Genomic DNA, 16,347 nt, shown 5'->3' on the forward strand with positions numbered 1-16,347 from the left:
TGAGCCTGATGCACGAACCGGACGGTGTCCGGACCGGGCCCGCCAGCCAGCAGGGCATGCGCCGGGCCAACCTGGCGCTGGTGCTCGGGGTGATCGCGCGCGGCCCGCGCTCCCGCGCCGAGGTGGCCGCCGAGACTGGACTGACCAGGGCCGCGGTCTCCTCGCTCGCCGAACAGCTGATCGCCGCCGGCCTGGTGGTCGAGGCGGGCCCCGCCGCGCCCAGCGGCAAGGTCGGCCGCCCCGGCACCGCGCTCGGACTCAACCCGCTCGGCCCCGGCGGACTCGGCGCCGAGATCGGCGTCCGCCACCTGGGCGCCTGCGTGGTCGACCTGCGCGGCGAGGTCCGCGCCTCGCGGCGCCGGGAGATCTCCAACCGCGGCCGGGAGCCCGCCGCCGTCATGGCCGACCTCGCACAGCTGCTGCGCGCGGTCGTCGCCGAGGCGGGCCTGCGCCCGGCCGGACTCACCCTGGCCGTGCCCGGACTGGTCGGCGACTCCGGCGCGGTGCTGCAGCACGCCGCCAACCTGGGCTGGCAGGACGTCCCGGTGGCCGCCGAACTGCGCGCGGCCCTGCGACCGGCCGCGGACGGCCTGGCCGAGCTGCCGGTCGAGGCCGACAACGAGGCCAACCTCGGCGGGCTGGCCGAGCGCTGGCTGGGCGACGGCCCGGAGGACTTCCTCTACGTCTCCGCCGAGGCCGGGGTCGGCGCCGCGATCGTGGTCGGCGGGCGGCTGCTGCGCGGCGCGCGCGGCCACGCGGGCGAGTTCGGCCACGTACCGGTCCGCCCCGACGGACCCCGCTGCGCCTGCGGGGCGCACGGCTGCCTGGAGCAGTACGCGGGCGAGGCGGCGGTGCTGGCGGCGGCCGGCCTGTCCGGCGCCCGGGGCGACTGGGTGACGCTGCTCGCCGAGCGGGCCGCGGCCGACGAGCGGGCGGCCCGGGCGGCCCTGGCCGGCGCCGGGTCGGCGCTCGGCATCGCGGCCGCCGGCGCGGTGAACCTGCTGGACCCGGCCGAGGTCGTCCTGGGCGGCGGCTACGCCCGGCTGGCGCCCTGGCTGCTCCCCGCCATGCGCACCGAGCTGGCCGCCCGGGTCACCGTCCGGCCGTGGGCCGAGGACCGGCTGACCGTCTCCCGGCTGGGCCGCCGCGGCCCGCTGTCGGGTGCGGCGGTGAGCGTCGTGCGCGCCATCGTCGCCGACCCGGGGATGCTCTCGGTCGGCTGACCCTCCGTACGGCCCGCCCGCCCGGAACGGGCTGCCCCGCCCGGAACGCGCCGGAACGGACCGAGCCGGCGCCGGAACGGGCCGAGCCCCCGGCCGGTGGGGCCGGGGGCTCGGTGCTGCCGGGGAGCGGGGAGGATCAGGCCTCGACGCTGACGGGCTCGCGCTCGGGCTGCTCGGCACGGGGGCCGCGCAGGACGGCCAGGAAGGCGATGCCGATGCCGACCAGGGCCCAGATCACCAGGACCAGGATCGGCATCCCCAGGTTGGTCGAGTCGAAGTAGGCGATCGACTTGGTGACGCTGGTGCCGGCGCCGTTCGGGATCACCGAACCGATGGCCCGCCAGAACGGCGGCATCATCGGCGCCGGGTAGACCCCGCCCGCGCTCGGGTTGCCCAGGACGACGAAGACCAGCACCGCGATGCCGATGCCGATGATCCCGAACAGGCACTGCAGCGCCATGGTGAACGCGCCGACCGAGAAGACCACCAGGGCGCCGACGGCGGACAGGGCGAGGATCGAGCCGGGCAGGGCGTCCAGCACCGGCCCGGCGATGATCGTGCCGCCGATGCCGGCCGCGACCGAGTAGAGCGCCAGGACGCCCAGGCGGATCAGCAGGCGGTGGGCGTTGGCCGGCTTGGAGCCCGCGCTGATGCCGAGGATCGAGGCGACCAGGTAGCCGCCGACGCACCAGCCGATCACCAGGTAGAAGGAGGACAGGCCGTTGGTGTCGCCCTTGGCGAGCGGCACGACGTCCTGGACCTTGACCGTACGGCCCTGGGTCTGGTCGATCGCGGTGGTGATGCTCTCGGCGGCCTTGGCGGCGGACGGGCCGCGGGCGCCGCCGACCAGCAGGGTGTCCTCGGTGCCGGTCGGGTTCACGACCCACGCGGCGTAGATCTTCTGGTCCTTGATCTGCGCGGTCGCGGTCTCGGCGTCCGGCGCGGTGACGGCCTTGACGGCGTCGTTCGGGACCGCCTCCAGTGCGCCGACCAGCTTGGGCGTGACCTGCGGCGGGGCGACCACCGCGATGGAGAGGTTGTGCGGGGCGGGCTTGTGCAGCGCCCCGATGTAGGAGGTGATGAAGCCGAGCTGGAGGAGCAGCACTCCGATCACGAGCAGTGCCGCGCGCGGTGTGACCGCGCTCTTCAGTTCGGCGACGAAACCCTGCCCAGGGGCTGCCATCGACATCTCCTTGCGTAACGGAGGAAAACGGATCTTCAGAGCCGATACTTCATACCATGAAGTAGTTGGCTCGTGGCACCTCCCGCGCGCGGGGCGGGCCGGTGCCACTGGGCGATACTGACGCGGTGAGCGACGAGGAAGCCCTGGTGGCGGTGGAGCGAGAGGTCGCGCTGATGTTCCGGCGGGGCCGGGCCAGAGTGGCGGAACTCTCACGCCGGGTGCACCCCGGACTGGAGGGCATGGCGTACAGCATGCTCGGCTACATCGAGCAGGCCGGGCGGGTCCGGGTGACCGACGTCGGCGTGCACTTCGCAGTGGGCAAGGCGACGGTGAGCCGGCAGATCCGGGCCCTGGAGGAGCTCGGGCTGGTGGCCCGGGAGGCCGACCCGCTGGACCGCCGGGCCGCGCTGGTGTCGCTGACCGAGGACGGGCGGCGGCGCTACCTGGCCGCCCGGGACGTCCGGATGCGACGGGTGCGCGAGGTGATGGGCGGCTGGTCGCCGGACGACGTGGTCCGCTTCGCGGATCTGCTGCGCCGCTTCAACGACGTCCTGGGGGAGCCGTCGGCCGAGTGACCGGGGCCCGCGGGCAGGTGTGACGGGGGGCCCGCGCACGGGTGTGACCGGGGCCCGCGGGCAGGTGGGGCCGGGGCCCGTGGTGCGGGCCTTTACTCGCCCTTGAAGAAAGTTGCCTAATTCAACCATCTCCTCTTATGGTTGCTTAAGGCAACGAACTTTCATGATGCGCGTATCCCGCACGCCTGCGCCGAAGGACCCAGATGACCGTGACCACCGAGGCGGTGAGCGGCAGTGCCGCCGCCGTCGACGACCGACAGATGACCCACCGGCAGGTGATGGAGGCGCTCTCCGGCCTGCTGCTCGGCCTCTTCGTGGCCGTGCTCTCCTCGACCGTCGTCTCCAACGCCCTGCCGCACATCCTGGCCGACCTGCACGGCGGCCAGTCCGCCTACACCTGGGTGATCACCGCGGCCCTGCTCACCCTCACCGCCTCCACCCCGATCTGGGGCAAGCTCTCCGACCTCGCCAGCAAGAAGCTGCTGCTGCAGATCGCCCTGCTGATCTACATCGCGACCTCCGCCCTGGCCGGTCTCTCGCAGAACACCGGTGAGCTGATCGCCTGCCGCGCGCTGCAGGGCATCGGCGCCGGCGGTGTCGTCGCACTGGGCCAGATCTGCCTGGCCGCGATGGTCCCGCCGCGCGAGCGCGGCCGGTACAGCGGCTACTTCGGCGCGGTCTTCGCGCTGGCCACCATCGGCGGCCCGCTGATCGGCGGCGTCATCGTGGACACCTCCTGGCTGGGCTGGCGCTGGTGCTTCTACGTCGGCATCCCGTTCGCGCTGGCCGCGATCGTGGTCGTCCAGCGGACCCTCAAGCTGCCGGTGGTCAAGCGCAAGGCGAAGATCGACTACCTGGGCGCGCTGGTCATCACCGCCGCGGTCAGCCTGCTGATGATCTGGATCACGCTGGCCGGCAAGAACTACGCGTGGCTGTCCTGGCAGACCGCGGCCATGGTCGGCGGCGGCCTGGTGCTGGGCGCGCTGGCCGTCGTGGTCGAGCGCCGCGCCGCCGAGCCGATCATCCCGCCGGACCTCTTCAAGTACCGCACCGTCACCCTGGCCGCCCTCGCCAGCGTGCTGGTCGGCGTCGGGATGTACGGCGCGACCACCTTCCTCAGCCAGTACTTCCAGCTGGCCCGCGCCAAGTCCCCGACCACGGCCGGCCTGATGACCCTGCCGATGATCCTCGGCCTGGCCGTCTCCTCGGCCGTCGCCGGCCGGCTGATCACCAAGTACGGCAAGTGGAAGGCCTACCTCGTCGCCGGCACCGCGCTGCTCGCGGTCGGCTTCGCCCTGCTCGGCACCGCCCGGGCCGACACGGACTACCGGCTGCTCTCCCTCTACATGGCGATCACCGGTATCGGCCTCGGCCTGACCAGCCAGAACCTGGTGCTCGCGGTGCAGAACACGGTGCCCCGGCACGAGCTCGGCGCGGCCAGCTCGGTGGTCACCTTCTTCCGCACCATGGGCGGCGCGATGGGCGTCTCCGCGCTCGGCGCGCTGATGACGAACAAGGTCGGCCACTACCTGGCGGAGAACCTGGCCGCCGCGCACGTCCCGGCCGGGCACGCGGCGGCCGGCGGCGGCATCCCGGACCTGCACAGGCTGCCCGCCCCGATCGTCCCGCTGGTGACGGACGCCTTCGGCCACGGCGTCGGCACCGTCTTCCTGTGGGCCGCGCCCTCCGCGGCGCTGGCCTTCGTCACCGTGCTGTTCATCCGGGAGACGGCGCTGAAGACCACCCAGGAGAACTGACCACCCAGGAGAACTGACCGCCCAGGAGGGCTGATCGGCCGGGAGAGCCGATCGGCCGGGAGGACCGGCCGGACGTCGGGATACGCGAAGGGGCCGGGGAGTGCAGTGCGCACTCCCCGGCCCCTTCGCGTCGGCCCCGCCGGTCGCTAGTGACCGGCGATCAGCGACAGGCCGTAGCCGACGGCCGCGGCGCAGACCGCGAAGCAGGCGTACGCGCCGGCCAGGGCCAGCTTGCCGCCGCCGGAAGCCGGGGCGCTGCCGCCCTCGCGGGCGGCGCTCAGCGCGGCCTCGCGGCGGGACAGCGCCAGGATGCCGAGCGCGAAGACGGCGACGACGGCGACGGTGATGCCGAAGCTGAAGCCGGCGGTCTGGGCCAGGGCGTTCCACTTGATGTGCATGGTGAGTGCTCCTCAGCCGGCGGCGCTCAGGCCGCGACCGTGGTCGAGGCGGGGGTGGGGACGTTCGAGGTGGCCGCGGTCGGTGCGACCTCGACCGGGGTGACGTCGTTGACGTTGTCCGCGCCGACCGGCTGGCGGCGGGAGATCAGCCACATCGCGCCCGAACCGGCCACCAGCGCGGCGCCGACCAGGACGATGCCCCAGGTGCCCTGCTCGGCCAGCAGGGCCGCGCCGCCGGAGACCACGGCGGCGGCCGGGAGGGTCAGGCCCCAGGTGTAGACCATGCGGCGGACCAGGCTCCAGCGCAGCTCGCCCTTCGGGCCGCCGAGGCCGGCACCCATGATGCCGCCGGAGCAGACCTGGGTGGTGGAGAGGCCGAAGCCCATGTGCGAGGAGGTCAGGATGACGGTCGCGGCGGCCGACTCGGAGGCGAAGCCCTGCGGCGGCCGGATGTCGGCCAGGCCCTTGCCCATCGAGCGGATGATCCGCCAGCCGCCCATGTAGGTGCCGAGCGCGATCGCGGCACCCGCGGAGACGATCACCCAGGTGGGGGGCAGCGCGCCGTGCGGCAGGGCGCCGACCGAGACCAGGGTCAGGGTGATGATGCCCATCGTCTTCTGGGCGTCGTTGGTGCCGTGCGCGAGCGAGATCAGCGAGGACGAGAAGATCTGGCCGGTCTTGAAGCCCTTCTCGGTGGCCGCGTGGTCGCCCTTGCGGGTGATCGCGTAGGCCAGCTTCGTGGCGCCCCAGGAGGCCAGGCCGGCGACGAGCGGGGAGGCCACCGCCGGGATGATGATCTTGGTGACGACGGTGTCGAAGTTGACGCCGTTCATGCCGACGCCGACGATCGTGGCGCCGATCAGGCCGCCGTACAGTGCGTGCGAGGAGCTGGACGGCAGGCCGCGCAGCCAGGTCAGCAGGTTCCAGAGGATCGCTCCGGCCAGTGCGGCGAAGATGATCTCGGGGTGGATCCCGGCCTTCTCGTTGACGATGCCGCCGGAGATGGTGGTGGCGACCTTCACGGACAGGAACGCGCCCGCGAAGTTGAGGACGGCCGCGATGGTGACCGCGACCTTCGGGCGGAGGGCTCCGGTCGCGATCGCGGTGGCGGCCGCGTTGGCGGTGTCGTGGAACCCGTTGGTGAAGTCGAAGGCGAGCGCCGTGATGATCACAACGGCCACCAGGAACGAGATGTGTTCCATACCCAAACAATCGTCGTAGTTGTCGCACGGACGTTGATGACGTCGCGACCGTAGGTCGGCTGGGTAAACGGAAGGTGAACTGGGCCCCGAATCGTGGTTCCGATGGTTGCCTCGGGGTGACTTTGAGCTTTCATCAGGGTGACCTAGGGCGTGCTGAACTGGACATTAGCGAAGATCGCCCCGGTTCATTCCGGTTTGGTGAGAGCTGTCTCACAGATCAATCGAGAATTAACCTCCCAGTCCGCGTGCGCCCTGTTTCCGGCGAGTAACCCGTGGGAGGATCTGCGGGATCCGGGAGACCGGGACAGGGCACGGGCGGGGAGGACCAACCCATGGGCGGGGCTGCACAGCGAGCGGAGACGTCAGGAGTGCGTCCCTGGGTACGGGCGGCCCTGCGCTGCGGAGCCGTCCTCGCGGCCGCCGCACTCGCCCTGCCGGTCGCCGCCGGCGCCGCCTGGGCGGCGCCCGACCCGGGAGCCGGCACGGCCGTCACCGGCTCCGACCCGCTCGCCGCCGCCAAGGCCACCCTCGGGCCGCTGCTCGACCAGCTGCACACGCTCTACCAGAGCGCCGAGGCCGCCACCGAGCAGTACAACGGCACGGTGGCCAAGATCGCCGAGCAGCAGGCCTCCCTCACCGACCTGCAGGGCAGGCTGGAGCGCCAGCAGAAGCAGGTCGACACCGGCACCGACATAGCCGCGCAGCTCGCCGCCGCGCAGTACCGCAACGGCGCCGCCTCCGCGTACGCCGAACTGCTGCTCTCCAAGGACCCGTACGAGGCGGTCGTCATCGCCGAGCTGCTCGCTTCGGCCAGCCGCTCGCAGTCGGAGTTCCTGGACCGGCTGAAGAGCGACCGGGACGCGCTCGACGGGCTGAAGAAGCAGAACGAGGAGGCCCTGAAGACCTCCCAGGGGCTGGTCGCCCAGCAGGAGGCCGCCAAGGCCAAGGTGGCCGCCGACCTCACCTCGGTCGAGCAGGTGGTCTCCTCGCTGACGGGCGCGCAGCGGGCCGAGCTGGAGCAGCTGGAGAAGGCGAAGGCGGACGAGGCGCAGCTCGCGTTCCTCGCCTCCGGAGCGCTCGGCAAGGGCGAGCGCACGCCCTCGCAGCAGGGGCGCGGGGCCGTGGCCTTCGCGCTGGCGCAGGTCGGCAAGCCGTACCTGTGGGGCGGCATCGGACCGGACTCCTACGACTGCTCCGGGCTCACCTCGCAGGCCTGGCTGCACGCCGGCAAGGCGATCCCGCGTACCAGCCAGGAGCAGTGGGCGCAGCTGCCGCACGTGGCGCTGAACCAGCTGCGGCCCGGTGACCTGGTCATCTACTTCCAGGACGCCTCGCACGTCGGGATGTACATCGGCGGCGGGCTGATCGTGCAGGCCCCGCGACCGGGGGCGTTCATCAAGGTGTCGCCGATCGGATCGATGCCGATCCTCGGGGCCGTCCGGCCGGACCCGTCCGCCGGGGCCGACGACGCGGGCGGTGCCTGGAAGGTGCCCGACCTGCCGGCCGGCTGGGACTCCGTGACGCCGATCGCGCCGAGCCCGACCAAGCCGACGCCGCCGGCCACCGGCGGCCCGACGACTCCGCCGGTCACCCCGGGCCAGCCCACCGGCACGCCGACCACGCCGACCGCGCCGACCACCCCGACCGAGCCGCCGACCACGCCGGGCGGCACCGGCACCCCGACCGACCCGGGGACGCCGTCGGGCACCGGCACGCCGGCACCGACCCAGACCCCGACCGGCACCCCGACCGGTCCCGGTACGCCGACCGGCACCCCGACCACGCCCGCCCCCACCGGCACGGGCACCCCGACGGGGACCCCGGCCGGCACCCCGAGCCGGACGGGCTCGGCCACGGCGACGCTGCCGCTGGGCACGCCGACCCACTGACCCTCGGGCCCGACGCGAAAGGCCGCCCCACGTCCTCGGACGTCGGGCGGCCTTCGCGTTCGCGGAGCGGGGCCGGGCGGGAGCGCGCGGCCCCCGGGGTCACTCGCCGGTGTCGGCGGCGAAGCGGATCACCACGGCCTTGGAGGTCGGGGTGTTGCTGATGTCGGCGGTGGAGTCCAGCGGGACCAGGACGTTGGTCTCGGGGTAGTAGGCCGCCGCTCCGCCACGGGCGACGGGGTAGTGGACGACGCGGAAGTGCGGGGCGCGGCGCTCGACGCCGTCCTTCCACTCGCTGACCAGGTCGACGTACCCGCCGTCGGTGAGGCCCAGGTCGGCGGCGTCGGCGGGGTTGACCAGCACCACGCGGCGGCCGCCCTTGATGCCGCGGTAGCGGTCGTCGAGGCCGTAGATCGTGGTGTTGTACTGGTCGTGGGAGCGCAGCGTCTGCAGGAGCAGCCGGCCCGGCGGCACCTCGGGGGCGGTCATCGGGTTGACGGTGAAGTTGGCCCGGCCGGTCGCGGTGGGGAAGGTGCGGGAGTCGCGGGGGCCGTGCGGGAGGGTGAAGCCGCCGGGGCGACGGACCTTCTCGTTGTAGTCCGCGAAGCCCGGGACGACGCGGGCGATCCGGTCGCGCAGGGTGTCGTAGTCGGTGGCGAAGTCCTCCCACGGCACGGTGTCCCGCGGGCCGAGGACGGTGCGCGCGAGGCGGCAGACGATCGCGGTCTCGGAGAGCAGGCCGGGCGCCGGCGGGCGCAGGCCGCCGCGCGAGGCGTGGACCTGGCCCATCGAGTCCTCGACGCTGACGAACTGGGCGCCGGAGCCGGTGACGTCCCGGTCGGTACGGCCGAGGGTGGGCAGGATCAGGGCGCGGGCGCCGGTGACCACGTGCGAGCGGTTGAGCTTGGTGGAGACGTGGACGGTCAGCCGGCAGCGGCGCATCGCGGCCTCGGTGACCTCGGTGTCCGGGGTGGCCGCGACGAAGTTGCCGCCCATCGCGAAGAAGACCTTGACCTTGCCGTCGCGCATCGCGCGGATGGTGTCCACCGAGTCGAGGCCGTGCTCGCGCGGCGGCTCGAAGCCGAACTCGTTCTCCAGCGCGTCGAGGAAGGCCTTGCTCGGGCGCTCGAAGATGCCCATCGTCCGGTCGCCCTGGACGTTGCTGTGCCCGCGCACCGGGCAGACCCCGGCGCCGGGGCGGCCGACGTTGCCGCGCAGCAGCAGGAAGTTGACCACCTCGCGGATGGTGGGGACGGCGTGCTTGTGCTGGGTGAGGCCCATCGCCCAGCAGACGATGATCTTCTTCGAGCCCAGCACCAGGCGGCCGAGCTCCTCGATCTGCTCCCAGGGCAGGCCGGTGGCGGCGAGCACCTCGTCCCGGTCGGTCTTCCGGGCCTGGGCTTCGAACTCCTCGAAGCCGTGACAGTGTTCGGCGACGAAGGCGCCGTCGACGCCGTCCGCCTCCAGCACGATCCGGTTGAGCGCGCGGAACAGCGCGAGGTCGCCGCCGAGGCGGATCTGCAGGAAGAGGTCGGTCAGCTTGGTGCCGTGGCCGACCAGCCCGCGGGCGTGCTGCGGGTTCTTGAACCGCTCCAGGCCGGCCTCGGGCAGCGGGTTGACGCTGACGATGGTGGCGCCGGCCCGCTTGGCGCGCTCCAGGGCGGAGAGCATCCGGGGGTGGTTGGTGCCCGGGTTCTGGCCCGCCACGATGATCAGATCGGCCTGGTAGAGGTCCTTGAGGCTGACGCTGCCCTTGCCGACGCCGAGCGTCTCGGTGAGGGCCGAGCCGGAGGACTCGTGACACATGTTGGAGCAGTCCGGCAGGTTGTTGGTGCCGAGCCGGCGGGCGAACAGCTGGTAGGCGAAGGCGGCCTCGTTGCTGGTGCGGCCGGAGGTGTAGAAGGCGGCGCCGTCCGGGGTGTCCAGGGCGCGCAGCTCCTCGGCGATCAGCGCGAAGGCGTCGTCCCAGGAGACCGGGGTGTAGTGGGTGGCGCCCTCGTCGAGCAGCATCGGCTGGGTGAGCCGGCCCTGCTGGCCGAGCCAGTAGCCGGAGCGCTCGGCGAGGTCGGCGACCGGGTGGGCGGCGAAGAACTCGGCCCGGATCCGGCGCTCGGTGGCCTCCTCGGCGACGGCCTTGGCGCCGTTCTCGCAGAACTCGGCGGTGTGCGTCTTGTCCGGCTCGGGCCAGGCGCAGCCCGGGCAGTCGAAGCCGTCCGGCTGGTTGACCTTGCGCAGGGTGGCGAGGGTGCGCAGGGGGCCCATCTGCTCGGCGGCCATCCGCAGGCTGTGGCCGACGGCGGGCAGCCCGGCGGCCGCGTGCTGGGGCGCGGACACCTCGGGTGCGTCCTGCGCCGGGTCGCTCTGCGGGGCCTGCTTGGCCATGACTGGGCTCCTCGGGTTCTGCCGGTGCGGGCCGTCCGCGCCGTCGCGGGGCCCGGTGCCCATCCTCGCACCTGGCCGGGGGCGGGGGGAGGGGCCTCGGAGGGGCGGGTTCCGGTGCGGGCCGGGGCACCGGTGCGGTGGTCGGGCGGACGGCGACGGGGAGCGGCGGGAGGCCACGGGACGGGGCGGTGGACGGCGTCGGTAGAGTCCTGTGCGTCATGGCGGATGGGGGAGGGGCGCGTGCGAGTCGGTGACGTCCTGGACGGCCGGTACGAGCTGGTGGAGAAGCTCGGCCAGGGCGGTTTCGGAGTGGTGTGGCGGGCCCAGGACGCCCGGATGCGGCGGCCGGTGGCGGTCAAGGTCATCGGGCACCACGGTGGCGACCAGGCGAAGGCGGCGCTGCGGTTCGTGCGGGAGGCCTGCGCGGCCGGCAACCTGTCGCACCCGCACATCGTCACCGTCCACGACCTCGGCCAGTGCGAGGTCGGTGACCGGGAGGTCACCTTCCTGGTGATGGAGCTGCTCACCGGCCGCACCCTGACCGAGGTGCTGCGCGAGGGGCTGCCCGAGCCCGCGCTCGGCCTGCGCTGGGGGCGGCAGATCAGCGGCGCGCTGGCGGCGGCGCACGACGCGGGCATGGTGCACCGGGACATCAAGCCGGACAACGTGATGATCACCGATGCCGGGCACCTGAAGGTGCTGGACTTCGGCATCGCCCAGCTGGACACCGGCGCGGGCGGGCTGACCACCACCGGGACGATCGTCGGCAGCCCGGCGTACATGGCGCCCGAGCGGTGGACCGGCGGCCGGGTGGACGGCCGGGCCGACCTGTACGCGCTCGGCTGCGTGCTGGTCGAACTCTTCACCGGGGCAAGGCCGTTCGGCGGGGACTCGACGCCGGTGCTGATGTACCAGCACCTCAACGAGGCGCCCCCGGCGCTGGATCCGGCGCAGTTCGGGCTGCCGCCGCAGGTGGCCGGGCTGGTCGCGGAGCTGCTGGCGAAGGACCCGGCGGACCGTCCGGCCGACGCCCGGACGGTCGAGCGGCGGTTGGCCGAGCTGGCCGCGGCGCCGGTCGCCGGGGCCGGGTCGGTGGCGGCGGTGCCGACGGTGGTGGACCGGGCCCCGGCCGAGGCCGTCGCGCCGGTCGACGCGGTGGCGCCGGTCGGACCGGTGGTGCCTCCCGCGCCTCCCGCGCCTCCCGCGCCGCCTGCGGTGCCCCCGCCTGCGGCGCCCCCGGTCGTCGTGCCCCCGCCCGCTGTGCCCCCGGTCGCGCCGCCGGCCGCGCCCCCGGTGGCCCCCGTGGCCCCGCCGGCCGCGCCGCCCGCCGTGCCGGGCACGCCCCCGTCGGTGCTGTCGCCGCTGACCACGCCGCCGGTGCTCGCCGCGTCGCCGCCGGACGCCGTACGGGCCGCGCTGCGCGAGCGGCGGTCCGCCGCGTACCGGGCGGCGACGGCCGGGGAGTCGGCGATCCAGCTGCAGGCGGTCGCCCAGGAATGCGTGGCCGCGCTCGGCGCGAGCGACCGCGACACCCTCGGCACCTGGCGGGACTTCACCTGGTACCTCAGCCGCACCGGGGACCTGGACGGCGCGATCCGACTGCTGACGAGCGTCGTCGACGACATGCGCTCGGCGCTCGGCCCGCACGACCCGGACACCCTCGGCGCCCGCTACCACCTCGTCTGGTGCGTCGGCGAGAGCGGCGCGGCGGTCACCGCGATCCGGCTGCTGTGCGAGCTGCTGCCCGACCTGCACGCCGTCTGGGGCCCGCAGGACACCCGCGTCCTGAAGGCCCGGCACGACCTCGCGGTGCACCGGGCCAACCGGGACGACCTGCAGGGCGCCGTGCTCGAACTGCACGGCCTGCTGCCGGACCTCGCCCGGGTGCTGGGCGAGCACCACCCGAGCACCGTCCAGGCCTGGCAGGACCTGGCCGGCTACCAGCAGCGGCTCGCCCAGTCGGGCCGCCGCGGCGCGGGCGGCCCGCACCGGCGCCGGGCACCGAGGATGAGCCCGATGGAGGCGCTGGTGCTGGTGCGCCGGCTCCGGGTCTGGGACTTCGCCACCGACGAGGAGGCCCGGGCCTGCATGGCCGCGCTGGACCGCGGGATCGGCCTGAAGGGCGTCGCGGACGTGGTGTTCCAGGCCCCGGACCACGTCTCGGACGAGGACCTGGTGGAGGAGATCTTCGGGCCGTAGGCACCGTGCTCAGGCACCGTGCTCAGGCCGCGTGCTCAGGCCGCCGGTGCCGCGGCCGGGAGCGCGGCCGGCGCCCGCAGCAGCGCCCGGGCGGCCGCGTCGTTCTGCCGGAACCCCGGGGCGTCGGTGCGCGGGCGGGCGAAGGCGGCGGCCGAGCGCAGGCCGGTGTGCGGGGTGCCGCCCAGGGCCGGGTCGAGCAGCCGGCCGTTCACCCGTTCGTCCCCGCCCGCCGCTATGGTGACCCTCCGACGTGAACCCCGGGCGGGCGCGGTCGAGTTGGGGGAGGGCATGGAGAAGGACGAGGTGCTCGGCGGTCGCTTCCGGCTGGAGGAGCGGCTGGGCCGGGGCGGCTTCGGCGTGGTCTGGCGCGCGACCGACACGACCATCGACCGGCAGGTCGCGGTCAAGGTGCTGCTTGCCGAACACGCCACCGACCAGGAGGCGGTCAGCCGGTTCGTCAGCGAGGCCAGGACGGCCGGCGGCCTCAACAACCCGCACATCGTCACCGTGTACGACTACGGGTGGACGGCGGCCGGCTCCGGGCGCATCCCCTACCTGGTGATGGAGCTGGTCCTCGGCGAGGCGCTGTCCGACGTGCTCAAGGACGGCCTGCCGGACCACGCGAAGGCGCTGCGCTGGATGCGGCACGTCTGCAAGGCGCTGGACGCCTCGCACCGCTCGGACGTCGTGCACCGGGACATCAAGCCCGAGAACGTGATGATCGTGCGGGACGGGGAGCGGGCCAAGGTCCTGGACTTCGGCATCGCCCGGCTGGTCACCCAGACCGTCCGGCTCACCTCCACCGGCAACGTGATCGGCACCGTCCCGTACCTCGCGCCCGAGTGCTGGTCCGGCGGCCCGGTGGACGGCCGGGCCGACCTCTACGCGCTCGGCGTCATGCTGTACCAGGTCTGCACCGGCGAGCGGCCCTTCCGTGCCGCGCAGCCCACCGAGTACATGTACAAGCACCTGGAGGAGGTCCCGCCGCGGGTGCGCAGCAAGGACCCGGCGCTGGCCGACCTGGTCGCCGAGCTGCTCGCCAAGCGGCCCGCGGACCGGCCGTCCAGCGCCGCCGAGGTCCTGGAGCGGCTGCGCGCCGTCCGCCCCGGGATGCTGGGCCCGGGCGACCCCAGCCCGGACCAGCTGCGCAAGCGGGCCGACCGTGCCTGGCAGTACGGCACGGCGGGCGAGCCGGCCGAGGCGGTGGAGATCCTCACCGCGCTCGTCCCCGACTTCGCCCGGATCTGCGGCCCGAGCGATCCGCGCACCCTGCGCACCTGCCACGACCTGGCCCTCTGGCTCGCCCGGGACGGCAGCCCGGGGGCGGCGGTCGCCCTGCTGACCGAGCTGACCCGGGCGCCGGGCGCCGCCCCGGAGGCCTGGGCCGACGCCCGGCGGGACCTCGCGCACTGGCAGCGGGAGGTCGCCCGGCTCGGCCCGGGCCGGCCGCGCGCGCTGAGCCTGGGGGAGCTGCTCGGCGGCGCCCAGGCCGGCTGAGGCGCCCCCGGCCCGGTCGGGCGGTGACGGAGGCGGTGGCGGCTGTGGCGGAGGTGGTGGCGAAGGCGAAGGCAAGGGCGCTGCCGACCCGGGCCCCGATGTCAACCGTGCGGCCACCCGATCCGGGCCCCGGGCCGCGACCGGAACCGGGAGGATTTCGCCCATCGGGACGGTCTGGTCCGCCGCCCCGGCGCGTTGGTATACCTCGTTGCCGGACTCGGGTGCGGTGTCCGAACCGCCCCGTGAGCTGCGACGAAAGGCTGGTGACGGATCGATGAAGCTCCTGCGCGTCGGACCCCCGGGCGCCGAGCGCCCGGTCGTCCTGGGTGAGGACAGCACCGCGTACGACCTCTCCGGGCGGGCCCGCGACCTCGACGGGGCCTTCCTGGCCGGGCTGGACCCGGCCGCGCTGGCCCGGGACGTGGCCGCCGGCGTCCTGCCGGTGGTGGACCTGGCCGGGCAGCGCGTGGGCGCGCCGGTGGCCCGCCCGGGCAAGGTCGTCGGGATCGGGCTCAACTACCGCGACCACGCGGCCGAGGCCGGGGCCGCGATCCCGGACGAGCCGGTGATCTTCCTCAAGCCGAGCTCCACGGTGGTCGGCCCGTACGACGAGGTGCTGGTGCCGCGCGGCGGCGAGAAGACCGACTACGAGGCCGAGCTGGCCGTGGTGATCGGCCGTACCGCCCGCTACCTGGACTCGCACGCCGAGGCCGCCGAGGTGATCGCCGGCTACACGATCGCCAACGACGTCACCGAGCGGGCGTTCCAGTTCGAGCGCGGCGGCCAGTGGGACAAGGGCAAGTCGGCGGAGACCTTCACCCCGCTCGGGCCCTGGCTGGTCACCGCCGACGAGGTGGCGGACCCGCAGGGCCTGGCGCTGCGGCTCTGGGTCAACGGCGAGCAGCGGCAGTCCGGCAGCACTGCCGAGATGATCTTCCCGGTGCTCGAACTGGTCCGCTACGCGAGCCGGTTCATGGTGCTGGAGCCCGGGGACGTCGTCATCACCGGCACTCCGGCCGGGGTCACCCTGGGCCGCCCGGGCACGCCGTTCCTCGCCCCGGGCGACGTCGTCGAGATCGAGATCGACGGCCTCGGCCGCCAGCGTCAGGTGCTGGGCAAGGCCTGACGCGGGCGGCCGCCCGGTCCCTGCCGAGGACGGCCGGGCCCGGTCGCGCCGGACGGCCCCGACCCCGGGCACGGGGGTCGGGAGCGTCAGCGCCGGTCGTCCAGGACCTCCCGCAGCCGCGCGGCCCGCGGCGCCTGCGGGCCCTCCAGCGCGAGCAGCCCCGCCAGCACCTCCGCCGTCTGCGGGTCGTGCAGCGCGGTCGCCGCCGCCATCGCGGTGAACTGGTCCACCAGCCAGTCGCGCAGCTCCGCCACCGGCAGCGTGCGCCCCTCGTCCAGCCAGGTCAGCGACGCGCCCTCGACCACCGCGATCCACGAGCGCACCAGCAGCGTCAGCCGCGGTCCGGCCTCCCGCACGCCGAGGTGGCGCAGCGTGCGCCGCAGCGCGGCCCGCCGGACGTCGTCCACGATCGCCGAGGTGCGGGCCGTCTCCACCACCGAACCGCCGCGCAGCAGCGCCGAGTAGCCGGCGTCGTGCTCGGCGACGAAGGCGAAGTAGCCGTCCAGCACGGCCGCCAGCTGCTCGGACGGCGTGCCGGTCAGCGGGACGACGAAGCGGCTGGTCAGCTCGTCGGCCGCGGTGCGCAGCGCGGCCTCGTACAACTGCTGCTTGCCGCCCGCGAAGTAGCGGTAGACCAGCGGGCGGGAGGCCTCGGCGGCCTCGGCGACGTCGTCCAGGCTCACCTCCTCGGGTGGTCGGGAGGCGAACAGCTCCAGGGCGACCGAGATCAACTGCTCGCGCCGCTGTTGGACCGGCAGTCGCCGGTAGCCGGTGCGTCGGGGGCGCGTCGGGGGTACGGCCGGGGCGGGCACCTGGTCGGATGCCGAGGTGGGGCGGGCTTCCATGGCGGTCAGCGTAATGGGCGTCGGACCGATCGGATCCTGTCCCGCCGAACGGATTTCCGCGGGTCGTCCTCGCA

The 16,347-nt window shown here is 74.3% G+C and carries 13 protein-coding genes; 7 read left to right on the forward strand and 6 right to left on the reverse strand.

Features of this window, described 5'->3' with window-relative positions:
- The first annotated feature begins 8 nt into the window (after positions 1-8).
- Positions 9-1,223 carry an ROK family protein gene (locus ACIRST_RS08195; protein WP_402800810.1) on the forward strand — a complete coding sequence of 405 codons (1,215 nt, stop codon included), beginning with the start codon at positions 9-11 and terminating at the stop codon, positions 1,221-1,223.
- A 136-nt stretch (positions 1,224-1,359) separates the two neighbouring features.
- Here the strand turns inward: ACIRST_RS08195 and ACIRST_RS08200 are convergent, their stop codons facing one another.
- The gene (locus ACIRST_RS08200; protein WP_402800812.1) at positions 1,360-2,406 is read right to left on the reverse strand and encodes an ABC transporter permease; all 1,047 of its coding nucleotides are present in this window, start codon (positions 2,404-2,406) and stop codon (positions 1,360-1,362) included.
- A gap of 125 nt (positions 2,407-2,531) precedes the next feature.
- Between ACIRST_RS08200 and ACIRST_RS08205 the strand changes: the two genes are divergently transcribed.
- Together ACIRST_RS08205 and ACIRST_RS08210 are read left to right on the forward strand one after the other, a co-directional pair.
- The gene (locus ACIRST_RS08205) at positions 2,532-2,981 is read left to right on the forward strand and encodes a MarR family winged helix-turn-helix transcriptional regulator (protein WP_402800814.1); all 450 of its coding nucleotides are present in this window, start codon (positions 2,532-2,534) and stop codon (positions 2,979-2,981) included.
- A gap of 203 nt (positions 2,982-3,184) precedes the next feature.
- Positions 3,185-4,738 (forward strand): MDR family MFS transporter, encoded by a 1,554-nt coding sequence (locus tag ACIRST_RS08210; RefSeq protein ID WP_402800816.1) that lies wholly within the window; start codon positions 3,185-3,187, stop codon positions 4,736-4,738.
- A gap of 146 nt (positions 4,739-4,884) precedes the next feature.
- Here the strand turns inward: ACIRST_RS08210 and ACIRST_RS08215 are convergent, their stop codons facing one another.
- Complete coding sequence (locus ACIRST_RS08215; protein ID WP_350522945.1) at positions 4,885-5,136, reverse strand: hypothetical protein; 252 nt, start codon at positions 5,134-5,136, stop codon at positions 4,885-4,887.
- A 26-nt stretch (positions 5,137-5,162) separates the two neighbouring features.
- Positions 5,163-6,338, reverse strand: a complete 1,176-nt coding sequence (locus ACIRST_RS08220; protein ID WP_350522944.1) for an inorganic phosphate transporter — start codon at positions 6,336-6,338, stop codon at positions 5,163-5,165.
- Between the two features lie 368 nt (positions 6,339-6,706).
- Between ACIRST_RS08220 and ACIRST_RS08225 the strand changes: the two genes are divergently transcribed.
- Complete coding sequence (locus ACIRST_RS08225) at positions 6,707-8,227, forward strand: NlpC/P60 family protein (RefSeq protein ID WP_402800819.1); 1,521 nt, start codon at positions 6,707-6,709, stop codon at positions 8,225-8,227.
- A gap of 99 nt (positions 8,228-8,326) precedes the next feature.
- On the opposite strand, the gene ACIRST_RS08230 is transcribed toward ACIRST_RS08225, so the two are convergent.
- The gene (locus ACIRST_RS08230) at positions 8,327-10,606 is read right to left on the reverse strand and encodes an FdhF/YdeP family oxidoreductase (protein ID WP_350522942.1); all 2,280 of its coding nucleotides are present in this window, start codon (positions 10,604-10,606) and stop codon (positions 8,327-8,329) included.
- A 240-nt stretch (positions 10,607-10,846) separates the two neighbouring features.
- On the opposite strand from ACIRST_RS08230, the gene ACIRST_RS08235 reads away from it, so the two are divergent.
- Positions 10,847-12,805 carry a protein kinase gene (locus tag ACIRST_RS08235; RefSeq protein ID WP_402800822.1) on the forward strand — a complete coding sequence of 653 codons (1,959 nt, stop codon included), beginning with the start codon at positions 10,847-10,849 and terminating at the stop codon, positions 12,803-12,805.
- 35 nt (positions 12,806-12,840) lie between these two features.
- Here ACIRST_RS08235 and ACIRST_RS08240 read toward each other — a convergent pair whose 3' ends face one another.
- Entirely contained in the window at positions 12,841-13,017 is a 177-nt protein-coding gene (locus tag ACIRST_RS08240) for a hypothetical protein (protein WP_402800823.1), read from the reverse strand.
- Positions 13,018-13,093: 76 nt separating this feature from the next.
- On the opposite strand from ACIRST_RS08240, the gene ACIRST_RS08245 reads away from it, so the two are divergent.
- Positions 13,094-14,302, forward strand: a complete 1,209-nt coding sequence (locus tag ACIRST_RS08245; RefSeq protein ID WP_350522940.1) for a serine/threonine-protein kinase — start codon at positions 13,094-13,096, stop codon at positions 14,300-14,302.
- Between the two features lie 274 nt (positions 14,303-14,576).
- A complete protein-coding gene (locus ACIRST_RS08250) occupies positions 14,577-15,428 on the forward strand; it encodes a fumarylacetoacetate hydrolase family protein (RefSeq protein ID WP_402800826.1) in 852 nt (283 codons plus the stop codon).
- A gap of 86 nt (positions 15,429-15,514) precedes the next feature.
- On the opposite strand, the gene ACIRST_RS08255 is transcribed toward ACIRST_RS08250, so the two are convergent.
- Positions 15,515-16,273: a TetR/AcrR family transcriptional regulator gene (locus ACIRST_RS08255; RefSeq protein ID WP_402800828.1), complete on the reverse strand. Its 759-nt coding sequence runs from the start codon at positions 16,271-16,273 to the stop codon at positions 15,515-15,517.
- Positions 16,274-16,347: the final 74 nt, after the last annotated feature.

Source organism: Kitasatospora sp. NPDC101447 (genome assembly GCF_044767225.1).
GTDB lineage: Bacteria > Actinomycetota > Actinomycetes > Streptomycetales > Streptomycetaceae > Kitasatospora.

What these genes read in the sequence shown, in the direction of transcription:
- ACIRST_RS08195 (WP_402800810.1), top strand. Translation starts at nt 9, where the DNA reads ATGCACGAACCGGACGGTGTCCGGACCGGGCCCGCCAGCCAGCAGGGC.
- ACIRST_RS08200 (WP_402800812.1), bottom strand. Translation starts at nt 2,406, where the DNA reads ATGGCAGCCCCTGGGCAGGGTTTCGTCGCCGAACTGAAGAGCGCGGTC.
- ACIRST_RS08210 (WP_402800816.1), top strand. Translation starts at nt 3,185, where the DNA reads ATGACCGTGACCACCGAGGCGGTGAGCGGCAGTGCCGCCGCCGTCGAC.
- ACIRST_RS08215 (WP_350522945.1), bottom strand. Translation starts at nt 5,136, where the DNA reads ATGCACATCAAGTGGAACGCCCTGGCCCAGACCGCCGGCTTCAGCTTC.
- ACIRST_RS08220 (WP_350522944.1), bottom strand. Translation starts at nt 6,338, where the DNA reads ATGGAACACATCTCGTTCCTGGTGGCCGTTGTGATCATCACGGCGCTC.
- ACIRST_RS08230 (WP_350522942.1), bottom strand. Translation starts at nt 10,606, where the DNA reads ATGGCCAAGCAGGCCCCGCAGAGCGACCCGGCGCAGGACGCACCCGAG.
- ACIRST_RS08245 (WP_350522940.1), top strand. Translation starts at nt 13,094, where the DNA reads ATGGAGAAGGACGAGGTGCTCGGCGGTCGCTTCCGGCTGGAGGAGCGG.
- ACIRST_RS08250 (WP_402800826.1), top strand. Translation starts at nt 14,577, where the DNA reads ATGAAGCTCCTGCGCGTCGGACCCCCGGGCGCCGAGCGCCCGGTCGTC.
- ACIRST_RS08255 (WP_402800828.1), bottom strand. Translation starts at nt 16,273, where the DNA reads ATGGAAGCCCGCCCCACCTCGGCATCCGACCAGGTGCCCGCCCCGGCC.